The 15,614-nt window shown below is 69.6% G+C and carries 8 protein-coding genes; 4 read left to right on the forward strand and 4 right to left on the reverse strand.

What is annotated here, in order from left to right:
- Positions 1-169 precede the first annotated feature (169 nt).
- Entirely contained in the window at positions 170-4,993 is a 4,824-nt protein-coding gene (locus AB0E02_RS15415) for a peptidoglycan-binding protein (protein WP_362139224.1), read from the reverse strand.
- A 21-nt stretch (positions 4,994-5,014) separates the two neighbouring features.
- On the reverse strand, positions 5,015-7,966 hold the full coding sequence (locus AB0E02_RS15420; RefSeq protein WP_362139226.1) for a hypothetical protein: 2,952 nt from the start codon (positions 7,964-7,966) through the stop codon (positions 5,015-5,017).
- Positions 7,967-9,033: 1,067 nt separating this feature from the next.
- On the opposite strand from AB0E02_RS15420, the gene AB0E02_RS15425 reads away from it, so the two are divergent.
- Positions 9,034-10,299, forward strand: coding sequence for a hypothetical protein (locus tag AB0E02_RS15425; protein ID WP_362139228.1), 1,266 nt, complete (start codon positions 9,034-9,036; stop codon positions 10,297-10,299).
- A 49-nt stretch (positions 10,300-10,348) separates the two neighbouring features.
- Here the strand turns inward: AB0E02_RS15425 and AB0E02_RS15430 are convergent, their stop codons facing one another.
- Both AB0E02_RS15430 and AB0E02_RS15435 read right to left on the reverse strand, forming a co-directional pair.
- On the reverse strand, positions 10,349-11,362 hold the full coding sequence (locus tag AB0E02_RS15430) for a helix-turn-helix domain-containing protein (protein ID WP_362139231.1): 1,014 nt from the start codon (positions 11,360-11,362) through the stop codon (positions 10,349-10,351).
- Positions 11,363-11,627: 265 nt separating this feature from the next.
- Positions 11,628-12,053 carry a MarR family transcriptional regulator gene (locus AB0E02_RS15435; RefSeq protein WP_362139439.1) on the reverse strand — a complete coding sequence of 142 codons (426 nt, stop codon included), beginning with the start codon at positions 12,051-12,053 and terminating at the stop codon, positions 11,628-11,630.
- Between the two features lie 230 nt (positions 12,054-12,283).
- Between AB0E02_RS15435 and AB0E02_RS15440 the strand changes: the two genes are divergently transcribed.
- The 3 genes from AB0E02_RS15440 to menE are packed head-to-tail and all read left to right on the forward strand — an operon-like array spanning position 12,284 to position 15,598.
- Positions 12,284-13,201: an SDR family oxidoreductase gene (locus tag AB0E02_RS15440; protein WP_362139234.1), complete on the forward strand. Its 918-nt coding sequence runs from the start codon at positions 12,284-12,286 to the stop codon at positions 13,199-13,201.
- 11 nt (positions 13,202-13,212) lie between these two features.
- Positions 13,213-14,088, forward strand: a complete 876-nt coding sequence (locus tag AB0E02_RS15445) for an amidohydrolase family protein (RefSeq protein WP_362139441.1) — start codon at positions 13,213-13,215, stop codon at positions 14,086-14,088.
- A gap of 10 nt (positions 14,089-14,098) precedes the next feature.
- Positions 14,099-15,598 carry an o-succinylbenzoate--CoA ligase gene (gene menE, locus AB0E02_RS15450; protein WP_362139236.1) on the forward strand — a complete coding sequence of 500 codons (1,500 nt, stop codon included), beginning with the start codon at positions 14,099-14,101 and terminating at the stop codon, positions 15,596-15,598.
- Positions 15,599-15,614: the final 16 nt, after the last annotated feature.

Raw genomic sequence — 15,614 nt, forward strand, 5'->3', positions numbered from 1 at the left:
ATTCCTCTCCCCAGTGATGCAGTGATCAGTCGTGAGGCCTCAGTCATGCAGACCTCAGTCATGCAGGCTTCAGTCGTGCGGGCCAGTCATGTCGTGACCAGTCATGTAGTGATCAGCCTGCGCGATGCAGCGGGGAGAGTCGATTACCTCGCAGGTAAGGAACCTCTGGTCAGCCGTGGCGGAACCCGCCGAATCCGCCACCGTGATCGTGGCCGTGGTCACCCGGTCCGCCATGGTCGTGGCCGTGGTCACCCGGCCCACCGTGGTCGTGACCGTCGTCGTGGTCGTGGTCGCCGTCTGGACCGCCCAGCCTTGGCGGGAGTTCGACGGTGTCGCAGTAGATCACCGGCCCCGGAGTCATGGGCGGAGTGGGCGGAGTGGGGACGTCGGGGGGGATGCCCTCGGTTTCCAGGACCAGCAGACGCAGGGGCCCGCGCCGGCCGGGCGGTAGCGGGATCTGGCCGGTGTAGAAGGGCGTGTGGGAGGACTCCGCGTCGACCGAGGTGAGTTGGGTGGTGGTGTCGTCGAGGCTCACCCAGCCGAGGTCGTCATCGTCGACGAGACGGTTGCGGCGTTGCAACGTGGCGGTGATCCGTGGCGGCCGGGGACCGGTGGGGTCCGTGGGGTCCCAGGAAGGGCCGCTGACGCTGACCGACAGTGGGTCGCTGAGCGTGACCCGCAACTCGCGGTCGGGCAGGGTGCGCACCAGGTCGGCGAGGACGACCTTGGAGATCTCGGCTCCGGAGACGGAATCCGGCTGATAGCGGACCAGGGCGAGCCGCACGAAGGGCAGACAGGTGTCCCCGGTGTCCAGGTCCAGGTCACAGAACCAGCGGCCGATCTTGTCCAGATCATCGCCGGGCTTGGGAACGGCCTTTTCGAACTGCGGGGTGAAGCCGACGACCCGTACTTGGAGGGGGATCGAAGGAAGGTCGAGCGCGATCGGCTTCGGGGTCTGCGCCACCGCGTTGGTGAACATCTCCGGGGTCGGGGCCACGACCGGTGCGGAACGGTGGATGGGGTCGCGGCCCATCAGGGTGACCCAGGCGTCCCGTACGGACGTGGGGTCGCCTCCCGGCGGGTCGCCGAGAACCACGCCGAGCAGTTCGCCGTCGCCGGAGGAGTACCAGGGACGGTCCAGGTAGATCCGGATCCCGCGACCGTGCCGGCGATGGACGATGACGCCGGGCGGTCCCTTGATCTCCTCCATGGTGAGCGTGGGTACGCAGTACTGCAGTCGCGGCGCCGTGGGGCGCGCGCTGCTCGGTACGGAGTACTCCTCCGGCTGCCCCGCCACGGTCAGCGCGTTCGTGCCCGGCGCGGCGAACTCCGGTGGGAAGTAGTCGGAGAACTTGCTGCCGGCCACCGGGTGGTAGCGCACCGTCCGGTGTTTGGTGTCGCCGAACTCGTGCTTGGCGGGTTTGGGCGGGTCGGGGTGCTTGTCCGGGTCCCCCACCGCAGCAGCGGCGTCCGCCTTCGCCTTCTTCTCCGCCGCCTCGGTATTGAAGGTCAGGACGCCGTCCTGGAGGACGGCGGGCTCGACGCCCGGGGCGCCCTTCTGGCTCGCCGCCCAGGCCGTCAGCAGGTCGAAGACCGGGACGGTCATCTCGCTGGTCTCGCGGCCGTCGGGGCCGGCGTCCCGCACCTCGGTCCATTCGGCGATCAGGTCGACCCGGTCCGTACTGGCCTCGTCCAGGGCGATGGCCCCGGTCAGGTGCTCGGCGGTCGCTCCGAGCGGACGCCGCGACGGATCAGGGTGGACGAGTGTCAACACCGGTGACTTCAGTGGCTGTTGTACCGCGTGGACGAGTGTCAGTTCCTGCCAGGGGGTGAACATCCAGTGCCGGCTGGCGGCGGCCAGTGCCAGCACGTCGTCGGTGCGCCGCGCTGCCGCCGCCCTCCGCGCCGCCACTTCCCCCTCCCCCTCCATCGCGAGCCTCGGTGCCGAGTCCTGCTGCTTCCGGCACCAGCCGGCCACGCCCATGACCTTCTCGTCGAAGTCGATCCTGGAGCACACCCGGACGGTCGCCACGACGCCCTTCGGCAGGAAGACGGTCAGCACCCGGGACGCCTCGTCGAAGCGCGGCGGCGCACTGCCCTCGGCCAGCCGCAGCCTGAGGGAGCGCGGGCGGTGCCAGACATCGCCGTCCCAGGCGACCGCGAAGGGCTCTCCCTCAGTCACGCCCGGCAGGTCCAGGAAGACGGCGCCCGTGGACAACGGATCGGGGAGGTAGGGCAGTTCGACCTGCTCGCCCGTGTGAAGGACGGTGTTCGCCGGGTTGTTGGGGTCCGCCGCCGGCGACTTGATCGTCTCCACTTCGACGTCCGGCTGGGACGGGTCGCTCAGCGAGCCGCTCTCCCGTACGGCCAGGTCGTAGACGGCGTTCTGTACGTTCGGGTCGGTGGATCCGATGGCCTCGTCCAGCAGTCCGTGCCACTCGATGCAGCGCAGCGACGCCTTCGGCGCCACCACATGGCGTTCGTCGGTACCCCGGTACGGGGCATGGCCTCCCGAGGTGACCAGCGGCGACCGGTTGAAGTCCGCGGCGTACTGCTCCGCCGTCATACCGGCTCCGGCGCCGGCCGCAGTGCCGGTTCCCGTGCCGGGGCTGGTGCCGCCGTCGTCGCAGTCGACGGCGAATCCGCTCTTGAGGCCCAGTTTGGTGAGCGTCTTGCAGCCGGGTACGCCGTCGGCATCGCTGCCCGTGAAGCCCTGGGCTTCCTGCTCCTGCGCATAGGCGGCTCTGGTCTGCTCGCCGAAGAATCCGGTCGGGCCGGCCGGGATGGGATGTCCCTGGGCGATGAGGGCCTGCTGGACGATGCGTACCTCGTCGTTGGTCATGCCGGGCTGGACATGGGTCCGGTGGACGATGATCTGTGGCGTCCCCGGAGTGGCCGGCGGCGGGCCGGACCCCGGACTGCTCCGGATCACCATCCGGAACTCCGAAGCGCCTTCCCCGGACCCGAATCTGGACACCACGGCGGGCGCCAGAACGGCCTCGAACCTCTGGAAGGTCAGGAGCTCCGCGTCCTTGGGGAGCAGCAGGGCCTCCCGGTCCTTCAGGCCGTCGGCGGCCGCCACGTCCGTTCCGTTGTCCGTCAGGTCGACCAGGGCGTCGGCCTCCGCCTTTTCGAGCCCGTTGCCCGCCAGGTCGACGGTGCGCATGCGCGCCCGGTACTCGTGGCCGAACCGCAGCCTGGGCAGTGTGCCGGGCCGCACCGTCGGTGTGATTTCCAACGGCAGTTTCGTCTGTGCCTCGTTGTTGAGCGGTACCGGCTGGTTGGGGTGCCGGTCCTCGTCGACCGAGCCCGCGTCGGTGTCCAGCACCAGGCCCGGCCGGGGCGCGGACAGTGACCAGCCGTCCCAGGTGACCAGTTGCTCGGGCACGTAGAGGTGGTCGGGGTGCATCGCCTCGGGGGGTGGTCTGAGCAGGTGGGCCTGGAAGAAGCCCTCGTCGGAGGCTTTGAGCAGGAGCGGTCCGCCGCGCGGCTTCCGGTATTCCACCTCGCGCTCGTGCAGTGAGAACCACTGCCGTCGGGTCTCGTCCCAGATGTCCAGCCGGTGGCCGCGCACCAGGTTCTCGGCGAACAGTTCGGGGGCGGGCACTTCGTCACCCGCGGCGTGCGGGGCGGCCCCCGGATTCTGCGGGTCGGGTGGCGCGCCACGCTCCTTCTGCTGCTTGACCACCGCGCTGAACGCCTTGTCATGCTCCGCCGCCCGGGCGAACTCCTGCCGGAGGCTTTCCATGCGCTGGTCCCTGACCAGCGCGATCCCATGGGTCCGCACCGTCGCGAGTCCGGTGGCGTCCTTGGCGGGCCCGACCATCTTGCCGGCGGCGGCGTCGATGTCGGCCGGTTCGAGAGTGAAGTTCCCCTGCAGTTCCACCAGGCCGCGGGAGGGTGGCGTCAGCGGGCCGTCGGTGGGTGCCCCGGCCCGGGGAGCGAAGGCGCGGCGGTCCGGAAGGAAGACATACCGCGTGCGAGGCGACACATTGTGCGACGCTTCCTCTCCCAGTTCGGGCTTCCAGTGGGGGATGACCTTCAGGAACAGCTGGCCTGACGAGACGGGGAGCCGGTCGGCCGGCAGGCGGAAGTCCAGGACGAGTCCGAGCTGCCGCAGCAGTGTGGGGTGGTCGCCGAGCCAGGTGAGCATCTGGTGGAAGTCGGGATCGTGCTTCTCGGGTCGCGGTGGTGGCGGCGGTTCTTCGCCGGCGAGGGTGGACGGTCTCTCGGGCATGGGGATCGTGTGGAAGCTGTGCAGGCTCTGGAGCTCCGCAGGCATCGGTGGATCACCGTCCGTGGTGGTGTCGCCGACCGCTGTGGGCTCGTCCCTGGGGCCCACGTCGCCGGTGCCCGCGGAGCCCCCTGGGCCGTCGCTCGGAGAGCCACCATTCGTTGAACCGCCTTCCGTGGCGCCGCCGTTGGTTGAACCGTCGTTGGTTGATCCGCCGTCCGTAGGACTGTCGCCCGATGGCATCACCAGGCCTTGGGTGGGGGGTGGTACCTCGGGTGACTTCATGGCCGCTTCGACGTACTTGTCCTTGGTGAAGGTGCTGACCTCGTTGGCGGAGTAGGTCTCGCAGATCTTGTCCGTATGGCTTTCGAAGGTGTAGGGATCGAGCGGTGTGCCCTTGCCGAAGAGGCTCTTCCACAAGTCCGCATCGGGGGGCGGGCCTTGCGGCTTCAGCCCGGTGACGAAGGTCGTCGAGGGGGCGGGCGTCGTGTTGGGCTTCTGGTCCGCCTCGGTGGAGGTGGAGGGCTCGCGGGTGCCCGCGCCGGTGGCAAAGTCGAAAGTGGCGTTCGCGATCTTCTCCGGCCAGCTGAGGAAGTCGGGGAAGGGACCCAGCGTGGCGCGTTTCGTCGGGTCGGGCGGGTCGGGCGGGGCGGGCCCCAGCAGCCGCGGCGCGATGAACACCGACACCTTGACCTGCGTACCGTCGGCCGTCAGCCCGGCGGGCAGAACGGTCCAGTTGATCTGCTGTTCGAAGTCCATGGTGGTCTCCACGCGGCTCGCTCACGCGGCGAACGCCGCGCAGTATTCCGGCCAGTCCTGCTCCTTCGAGAAGCACTGCGCGAAGGTCGGGTCGACCGGCGCGCCGGCGAAGGTCCGCTCCAGTTCGAGCGAGACGGATTTGCTGAAGAAGGCGATCCGTACGCTGACGGTGAGGGTGCCCCGGCCTCGGACGATCGACTGCTTGCCCTTCTTCTCGTAGGTGAGCTCCAGATAGAACTCGACGGACACCGTGACGATGCCCAGCACCGTCAGGAAGCCGTTGCACCGCAGGTAGCCGGTCAACTTCACCTCGTTCTTGGCCAGCATGAAGCGGATGCCCGCCATGATGGAGACCCCGCCGCTCGCGACCCCGAGGTCCAGGGCCGCGGCGCCGCCGAACTCGATGGCGCCCTCGACCTCCTTTACGCCGCTGGCGTCGACCAACATGGAGAAGTAGCCGCCGCCACCGAACAGGGAGACCGTGACGGTGAAGGGGTGCTTCTGCTCACTGACCGAGAAGCGGAACGAGACCGGCTTGCCGTCGAAGGGGATCGCCAGCTCGGCCGACAGGGTGAGGTTGGCCAGGTTGAAGACGCCGAGGGGGATGGTGGGAACGGCGAGCTTGTACCCGGCACGGATGCCGCTGGTCTGGACGTCGATGAACGCGCCGGCGCCGAAGACGTCGGCGGGCAGGGCGCTGCGGAGGGTGTTGACGAACTCCATCGGACCGCGGAACGTCAGCGCCACACCGGAGGCCGCCACGTCGGGCTTCTGCCCCGGGCCGGTCTTGAACTTCAGCTTCTCGAAGTCCACTCGGGCCATACCCAGGAAATCCAACGCGAAGTGGCTCAGGCTGCCCTCCACCGTGGATTTGTCGAGGGCGTCCTTCGACCGGACGGTCCGGGCGTCCAGGATCAGCGAAGCTTTGGTCACGTCGATCAGGGGCAGGGCACCCCCGGTCGGCGGGTCCAGCGGCGGCTTCCACACGTACCGCAGTTCCTTGCCCTGTCCGTCCGCCAGGTCGCGCATGCGCAGCACGGGCGCGGGCAGCAGACGGTTCGCGTCTCCGAGTATGTTCGCGATCTCGTCGTCGCCCAGCTTCCGCAGTGTGCCGAGTTGGTCCTTGACCAGCTTCTTCAGATTCAGGTACTGGCTGAGGTCGATGCCGAGCAGCTGTGCCCCGCCGAAGGCGTCTTTGATGGCCTTGACAGCATCCGCATCGGCGATCGCATCGGTGGCCTGGTCCGACTTGAAGATGTCGGGGAGGACGCCCGCCCGGCTGGTGATCAGCTTCACCGCGGCGTTGGGGCTGGAGAGTCCGCCCGCCTGCTGCGCCCCGAAGGTGAGGTTGAGCGGGGTCGTCAGATCCAGGTACGCCCCGGCCGGATGTCCCTCGATCTTCTGCTGCAGAAAGGTGTCGTTGAACTGGACCTTGAGATTGCCGGCGTTCGGGGTGAACTGCTCCACGGCGGGGACCCGGACCTCCGCGGCCGCCACACAGGGTTGGCCCACGACTGGCGCACCTTCCGCGCCGAGTCGGAAGGTCAGGGTGCCGACCGCGTGGCTGGTGCTGCCGGCAGCGCCGTCGGGGGGCTGCGCCATGGCCATCACCTGGCCGTGCAGCTCCCGGTTCTGGCGCTGGTCCATCTTTTTCTTTGTTTCCTTCGTCGGGTCGTGCAGGGCCTTCAACTGCTTGTCCTCATCCAGCAGTCCGTCGGGCACGAATATCAGCGGCATGGTGAAGGTGACCTTGCGGCCTTCGGAATCCGTGCCGATCAGGGTGAATTCGTGGTCCTCGCCTGATGGTTGGAGACGCACCCAAAAAGCCTTGATATCCGGCTTGTCCTCTTCGGGGGGCAGTGGGGGATTGGAAGGGACGTCGGGCGGAATGATCACCGGAGTGACGCGGTCGGTGATGCGCAGCACCTGGAACGGCATCTCGCGTCCCTCGTGCGGGAAGCCGGTGGCCGCTCCGTACGTCATCTCCGGCTGCTTGACGATGATCCGGTCCTCCCGCTGGAGGTAGGCGACGATTCCGTCGTCCGGACGCGCGATGAAGAGCCGCTTGTACTCCTGCATGTGCAGGGCCTCATGGCCCGTGGACAGGCGGCCGTGGTGGACGATGCGGACGTACTGGTCACGTCCCAGGCCTGTGATGTGGTCGTACGCCACCAGATTCGGAGCCCGCCGACCGACCTCCTTGTAGCGGTCGAGGGCGGCCTTCGCCAGCGGCTCCCAGGCGCCGTGCAGATGGGCCGAGGTGCCCATGGACGTGAGGAGGAACTGCTCCGCGTGCAAGGGAGCACTGTGCACTTCGAGCGGCCCACCTATTCCGGGCAACGGGAGGCGGCTGGTTTGGGTGACGAGGTCCTGCAGGACAACGTCTACGTACGGCGCACCCGGTGGCAGCGTCCCCCCGTTCGTGACCATGGCGAAGGCCCTCAACTTCACGCCGCCGTCGGGTGCACCGGGCCCGGCGCCGTCCGGTGCGGCGTGCAGCCGGGCGTGCCACAACGCGGTGCGGCCGTCGGCTTGTTGGGGTCGGGTCCCGCCCAACCAGTCAACGGGCTCGTCGTAGCTGATCAACAGCCGGATGGGGAACTCGATGACGCTTCTGGGGACGCCCTGGAAGACTGTCGTTCCCGGCGTGTCCGGGCCTTTTTGGCCGTCCGGCACCCTGAGCGGCACCAGGCGCTCCCAGTCGAGCAAGCCGTCCAGCGACAGCTCCAGCTCCTTGATGTCCGCCGGCACCGAGAAGGCCAGCCGGGTGGAGCCGGCGGTGACTGCCTTCATGGGAGCAGTGACCTTGTTCAGGTCATCGGGCACCTCTTCGGCCACATGCTGCGGGGGCAGTCCGACGAGGATGAAGGCGTTCGGCGCGTCGGGGGTCCGCACGAGGCGGTGTCGGCCGCCGTCGAAGCGCAGACCCACGAGTGCGATGTCGACGACCAGCATGTCCGCGGGCCGCACCACCCGGAACGGTCCCTCCGCGACGTCCTCCTCATGGGGTGGAGGAGGGTGCGGGGGCTCATGCGGTGGAGGGGGCTCCGGGGGCCGGCCGGGACCGGGGCCAGGGCCGGGGTGCGGGCCGTGCGGTGGACCAGGATGCGGACCACCGAATCCGCCACCGGGTCCCCCACCGAAGCCGCCACCCCCGCCAGGGCCCCCGCCGCCCCCACCGAAGCCACCGCCCCCGAAGCCACCGCCGAAACCGCCACCCCCGAACCCTCCCCCTCCCCCGCCGCCGAAACCGCCGCCGCCGGCACGGTCGCCGCGCTCACCGCCGTGGTCGTCGCCGTGACCGTCGCCGTGGCCGTCGGACCGGTCGTCATCGGGATGGTTTCGCAGCTCCGCCCCGAGCCACAGGGAGACAGGACGGCGGGAAGGGAACGTCATGAGGAACGCCTCACCCGAGCTCATGAAGGTGTGCAGAGACCGTGCGAGGGGCGAGGTGCACAGGCACCTTCACCTCTCTTCCATGCTTACTCCGGTGGCGTACCGGCGCCACCGGGGTGGGCGACAGCCGCGATCAGGCTCTGGAGCGACGACGAGAGGGACTGCGCGGGGGTACCCGCGACCACAGCCACCGGGCCGGTCACCGGTGCCGTCTTGGGGCCGGATCTTGCCCACCGCGACGGCGGCGGCCACCGCGGCCGCGCGGTCCCGCGCCTCACCAGCGACGGAGGCCATCTTCCGTTTGAGCGACTGCTTCGTCTGCGGCTTGACCTTCTTACGAGGTGGCATGGTCGGCGCCTTGGTGCCCGTCTCACGAGGTGGCAGGGTCGGCCCCCTTGGCGCCCGCGGATTTCCGGTGCCGGATGGACACCCGACACCCGACGACGTCCGAGCCGCGCTGCGACCCCTCCAACCACGCTGACTCCCCGTCGAGTTGTCGACGACCGCAGTCGGCGCCCGCAGTCGGCGCCCGGGTGCGGGCCGGTAGGCGGGGGGCTAGCGTGGAAGGGAGCCGCCGTGCCGCCCGTGTCCTGGACGACGTCCCGGCCCACCCCCACCCTGCCCCTCCCCCCAGGCGGATCGCTATGTCCTCCACCGTTCGCATCGCCGGCGCGCTGCCCACGCCGGACGCCAACCCGAGCCTGAGCATCGTCTTCGCCGGCGGCTGGTCGGTGGGTTACGACTGGGCGGCGGACCACGTGGTCACCGCGGGTGCGCCGGTGCAGCCGCTTTTCCCCGCGCCGTTCGACCGCGACCTGGACGGCGCGCTGCTCGGCCAACAGGCCTTCAGTGACTTCGAGTACGTCTTCCAGGGCGGCAACTACCAGCGGATCAAGCTGGTCGGGCTGCAGCCGGACGGCGACCCCGCCTCGACGGCGGACAACTGGTTCCTGCCGTCCGACTGGACCACGCTCGACGCCGTCTTCCCCGGCGGCGGGGTGAAGAGCGGCTTCGCGTACTTCTTCCACGGCCCGGACTACATGCGCTTCGACTGGCCGGCCAATGCGGCCTCGGCCGGCTACCCGAAGCCCATCGGCCCGAACTGGCACACCAGCGGCGACTTCACTCACGACCTGGACGGCGAGATCACCGGCCTGCGGGGCTTCGGCACCAAGGCGTACCTCTTCCGGACCGTCACCACCATGGTGAACAGGGACGGCCGACGGACCTCCAGCGGTGGCGTCGTGGTGAATGCGCCGGTCTATTGCCGTTACGACTTCAACGGGGAGGTCGTCGACAACACCGTCACCGACCCGGCCGACGTCGTCGAGCAGTGGAACGGCCTCTTCCCGCTGCTCGATGCCGGGGACGCCATCGAACTCGGTCTGGCCTGGATCGACGCGGCCGAAACGGCGGCGGCCGCCACGCCACTCGATCCCGCCACCCTGACGGCGTTCGCGCATCACTTCATGACCGGATCCCCGGACGCGACCGTGGTCAACACGGTCCGCGACCGGCTCCGGCAGATCCGCGAGCGGCTCAACGAGCTTCCGGACCGGTTCAAGTGGACCGCGGACCTGGGGTTCGCGGCAGTGACCACGCCCGGCGTACTGACCGAGATCGGGAACGAGTTCTCGACCTTCCACGGGCCCAACGGCCGGGCGGCGGCGTTGATCCACGAGGCGAGCCACTTCCGCTTCGACGCCGGCATCGACGTGCCGGAGTGGTCGGGCGAGGTGGTCGCCGGTGTGCAACAGGGCCAGGCGGTGATCGGCGGCGTCACCATGCCCCGCTACAGCACCATCCCGACCTCCGACGCCCTGGTGAACCCGAGTTCCTACGCCGCGTTCGCGCAGGAGACCGCGCTGGGCGAGGACACCCGGTTCGGTGCCGCCCGGCCCCAGCTCTGAACGCGGCGCTCACACGGCGCCCGCTCTGAACGCGGCACTCATGCGGCACTCATCGAGCCCCTGCCGCCTCACCGGCCCCCGGAGCGCCCCGCATCGCCACCCGGTACTCGCTGGGCGACATCCCCGTCGCCGTTCGGAAGGCACGGGAGAAACGGTCCGGCTGCGGATAGCCCCAACGGGTGGCGATGGCGTGCACGGTCAGCCGGGACAGTGCGGGGTTGGCCAGGTCCCGGCGGCAGCGGTCGAGGCGCTGCCGGCGGATGAAGGCCATGGGGGTGGTGGCCTGCTGCTGGAAGATGCGGTGCAGGTAGCGCAGGGAGATCTGGTGGGCGGAGGCGATGGTCTCCGGGCCCAGTCCGGGGTCGCCGAGGTGATCGACGATGAAGGCGCTGATCCGCAGGAACAGTGCGTGCCGGCCGGATTCGCCGGACGCCTCGGTGCCGTCGGGCGGGGTGGTGTCACGGTCGAAGTGGTGGGCCAGGACGGTCGACAGCAGGTCGAGTGCGGTGTCTCCCAGGCGGGTGACGTCCTGCGGGGTGCAGTGGGCGTACTCCTCGGCCAGCCCGACCACGAACTGGCCGAAAAGGCGGGCGACTCCTTCCGTCCACGGCAGGGAGAGTCCGCACAGCCGGGTGAACTGCTCGTGCGGCAGCCGCAGCAGTTTCTTCGGGAACTGGAAGAGCAGCGTCTTGCCCGGTGTGTCACCGGCGAAGGTGTCGAACGGTTGGGAGCTGTCGAAGAAGCCCAGGTCGCCGCGCTTGAGCAGGGAGTTCTGCCGACGCTGCTCGATGCCTATCTCGCCCTCCGTGACGATGGCGACGTGGTACATCTCCGGATCGGACTGCCGGACGAGCCTGGGGGTCCGCTGCGCGATCACCGAGGCGTAGGAGAGCTCGGAGACCTGTCCCACGCCGAGCGGCATCATCGCGATCCGTGCCCCGAAGGTCGCCGTCTCCAGAAACTTGACGCGCTGGGTCACCTGCGCCAGCGCCATGGTCTCGGCCCACGCCTCCGGTCGTTCGTGGACGGGAAACTCGACGGTGTCGATGACGGTTGGATGCATCCCTGCTCCCGGGTGTGGATGACGCTGCTTCGAGACAGCCGACAGTGTGCAGGGACGCCGGGGACCTACAGTGCGGTCCGCGCCAACACGTGTGCGTCCGGGGGCAACGACGCCCGCCGCCCGGCTCGGGCAGGATCGGAGCCTGTCCCGCACGACCACTGCTGGTCGGGCCGGTACCGCCGCGGGGGTGCGGTACCGGCCGCGGGGCACCCTGCGCACCGGGCCGGCCACAGCGAGGGGTCACGCACGCGGCAGGCGTGCCGCGTTACTCCAGCCCCGCCTCCGCGATCCGCAGCAGCAGCGCATGCAGCGTCTTCCGCTCGGCCGGTTTGAGTGGATCCAGCAGCTCGTCCGTCACGTGCAGACCCGATGCGTCGGTGTCGCGGAGGAACGCGCGGCCCTCCTCCGTCAGCACGACGATCCGGCTGCGTCGGTCGTCGGGGGCGGGCCGGCGCTCCACGAAGCCCAGCTTCTCCAGATCGTCGACGAGACCGACGATCGCGCTGGGGTCGTAGCCGAGCCGGGCACTCAGCTCGCGCTGCAGAGCGCCCTCCGAGGTGGCGAGGAAGCGCAGCAGCGCGTAGTGCCGCAGGCGCACGCCCGACTCCTGGAGGAAGGCGTTGAAGAGCTGCCCGGAACGCAGCCCCAGCCGGTACAGGAGGTAGCCCGTGTCCGCGTGCAGTCCGCGCATCCATGGCTCGTGCGCGTCGATCGGGACGGGGGTCTTGGAACGCGGCTGGCGGGCGATGACGGACTCCCTGGTCAGGGCCCCGGCAAGGGCGGAGTTGTGGGTGCTGGTCCCAGTGTGGCGCATCGCGTCGGTCGGCAACAACTATTGACGTCAACAATCATTGTTCTTACCTTCGATCTCGACGTCGCACCCCGAGCGCCGTGCAGGCGCCCCTACGAAGGGATTCGTACGTGCCCACCATCGATCTCACCGGCAAGGTCGCCGTCGTCACCGGCAGCGGCCGGGGCCTCGGACTCGCCTACGCTCAGGCGCTGGCCGCGCACGGCGCCTTCGTCGTCGTCAACGACGCGGACGAAGACGCGGCGGAAGCGGCCGTGAAGTCCCTCACCGCTGCGGGCGGCACGGCCGTCGCCGAGGTGGTGCCGGTCGGCACGGCCGAGGCCGCGGACCGCCTGGTGGCGCGCGCCGTGCACGAGTTCGGGCGGCTGGACGTCCTGGTCACCAATGCGGGCATCCTGCGCGACAAGGTCCTGTGGAAGATGACCGACGAGGACTTCGACGCCGTGCTCACCACCCACCTCAAGGGCACCTTCACCTGCGCCCGGGCCGCCGCCGTCCGCATGCGCGAGCAGGGCGAGGGCGGCACGCTGATCCTGGTCGGCTCCCCGGCCGGCCAGCGCGGCAACTTCGGGCAGACGAACTACGCCGCCGCCAAGGCCGGTATCGCCGCCATGGCCCGCACCTGGTCGATGGAACTGGCCAGGGCCGACATCACGGTGAACGCGATCGTGCCGGTGGCCGCCACCGCCATGACCGAGAGCATCCCGGCCTTCGCCCCGTACATCCAGGCCATGAAGAACGGCGAGCGGCTGCCGGACTTCCTGCGGAAGGGCGAGGGCTTCGGCACGCCCGAGGACTGCGCGGGCCTCGTCCCCTTCCTCGCCTCGGAGGCGGCCCGCGGCATCACGGGCCAGGCCATCGGCATCGGCGGCGACAAGGTCGCACTCTGGTCGCATCCGCAGGAGATCAGGGCGGCCTACGCCGACGGCGGCTGGACCCCGGAGGCCCTGGCCGCCGCCTTCCCCACCTCCATCGGCGCCGAGTTGCAGTCGGTCGGCATCCCGGCGCCCGCGTTCCCGGAGGCGTGATGACCACCCGGATGAATCCCGAAGAGCTCGTCGCGATCGACGTCCACACCCACGCCGAGGTCTCCTCCCAGGGCCGCTCCTCACTGGACGACGAGTTGCACGACGCCTCCGCCGCCTACTTCAAGGTCGAGGGCAGGCGGAAGCCGACCTTGGAGGAGACGGCCGCGTACTACCGCGAGCGGAAGATGGCCGCCGTGATCTTCACGGTGGACGCCCAGTCCGCGACCGGTACGCCCCCGGTCCCCAACGAAGAGGTCGCCGAGGTGGCCGCCGCCAACGCGGACGTACTCATCCCCTTCGCCTCCATCGACCCCTTCCGCGGCCGGGCGGGCGTGCGGCAGGCCCGCCGCCTGGTCGAGGAGTACGGGGTGAAGGGCTTCAAGTTCCACCCCAGCATCCAGGGCTTCTTCCCCAACGACCGAGCCCTCGCCTATGAGTTGTACGAGGTCATCGAGGAGACGGGCACGATCGCGCTCTTCCACACGGGCCAGACCGGCATCGGCGCGGGCGTGCCCGGTGGAGGCGGGATCCGCCTCAAGTACTCCAATCCGCTGCACGTCGACGACGTCGCCGCCGACTTCCCGCATCTCAACATCATCCTGGCGCACCCGTCCTTCCCCTGGCAGGACGAGGCCCTCGCCGTCGCCACCCACAAGCCGGGCGTGCACATCGACCTGTCCGGCTGGTCGCCGAAGTACTTCCCGCCGCAGCTCGTGCAGTACGCGAACACGCTGCTGAAGGACAAGGTCCTCTTCGGTTCCGACTTCCCCGTCCTGACGCCCGATCGCTGGCTCGCCGACTTCGCGAAGCTGCCGGTCAAGGACGAGGTGAAGCCGAAGATCCTCAAGGAGAACGCCGCCCGCCTGCTCGGGCTGACCACGCCGTAAGGGGCCGTCGATGCGCAACGAGGGACTGGGGTCGTGGCCCGCACGCCGGGCCCGCAAGACCCCGCACCGTACCGCCTTGATCCACGGCGACATCGCGACCACATACGCCGAACTGCACGAGCGCACCACGCGCCTCGCGCACGCGCTGCGCGAGCGCGGCATCCGGCGGGCCGACCGGATCGCCTACCTCGGCCCCAACCACCCCTCCTACCTGGAGACACTGTTCGCGGCGGGCATCCTCGGCGCGGTCTTCGTCCCGCTCAACACCCGTCTCGCCGGGCCGGAACTCGCCTACCAGCTCGCCGACTCCGGTGCCAAGGCCCTCGTCTTCGGCCCCGCATACGCCGGGCTCGTCGGCGAGCTGCGGCGGGACACGGACGTGTGGACGCCCATCGAAGTCGGGGCAGAATACGAGGAGTTGATCGCAGCGGCCCCCGCGGTGCCGATCGACGAGCCGGTCGCTGCCGACGACCTCAGCCTCATCATGTACACCTCGGGGACGACCGGTCGCCCCAAGGGTGCGATGCTCACCCACGGCAATCTGACCTGGAACGCGCTCAACGTCCTGGTCGACACCGATCTGATCACCGACGAACGCGCCCTGGTCTCGGCGCCGTTGTTCCACACGGCCGGCCTGAACATGCTCACCCTTCCGGTACTGCTGAAGGGCGGCACCTGCGTGCTCGTCGAGGCCTTCGATCCGGCGGCCACCCTCGACGTGATCGAACGGCACCGGATCACCTTCATGTTCGGCGTGCCCGCCATGTTCGACCAGGTGGCGCGGCATCCGCGCTGGGCGGACGCGGACCTGTCCAGCTTGCGGATCCTCAACTGCGGCGGCTCCCCGGTGCCGACGCCGTTGATCGCCCGCTATCAGGAGCGCGGGCTGACCTTCCTCCAGGGCTACGGCATGACCGAGGCGGCGCCCGGGACGTTGTTCCTGGACGCCGAGCGCGCGGCCGACAAGGCGGGTTCGGCCGGTGTGCCGCACTTCTTCAGCGACGTACGGGTGGTCCGCCCGGACCTCACTCCGGTCGACGTCGGTGAGACCGGTGAGGTCGTCGTCCGCGGACCGCACGTCATGCCCGGCTACTGGGGGCTGCCGGAGGAGACGGCCGCCTCTTTCGCCGACGGCTGGTTCCGCAGCGGGGACGCGGCACGGGTCGACGAGGACGGGTACGTGTACATCGTCGACCGCATCAAGGACATGATCATCTCCGGTGGGGAGAACATCTACCCCGCCGAAATCGAGGACCTGCTGCTCGCCCATCCCGGCATCGCCGAGTGCGCCGTGATCGGCGTCCCGGACGAGAAGTGGGGCGAGGTGCCCCGCGCGGTCGTCGTGCCCGCCGAGGACGGCTCGCTGGACCCGGACGAGGTGCTGGCCTCGCTGGCCGGGCGACTCGCCAAGTACAAGCTCCCCAAGTCGGTGGTGATCGCCGACGAACTCCCGCGCACCGCCTCCGGAAAGCTCCTGAAGTCCCGGGTGCGCACGCACTACGGAAGCTGACCAACTCCCTCAAGGA

Origin of the sequence: Streptomyces sp. NPDC048196, from assembly GCF_040652715.1 — a bacterium.
In the GTDB taxonomy this organism is placed as follows: Bacteria; Actinomycetota; Actinomycetes; order Streptomycetales; family Streptomycetaceae; genus Streptomyces; species Streptomyces siderophoricus.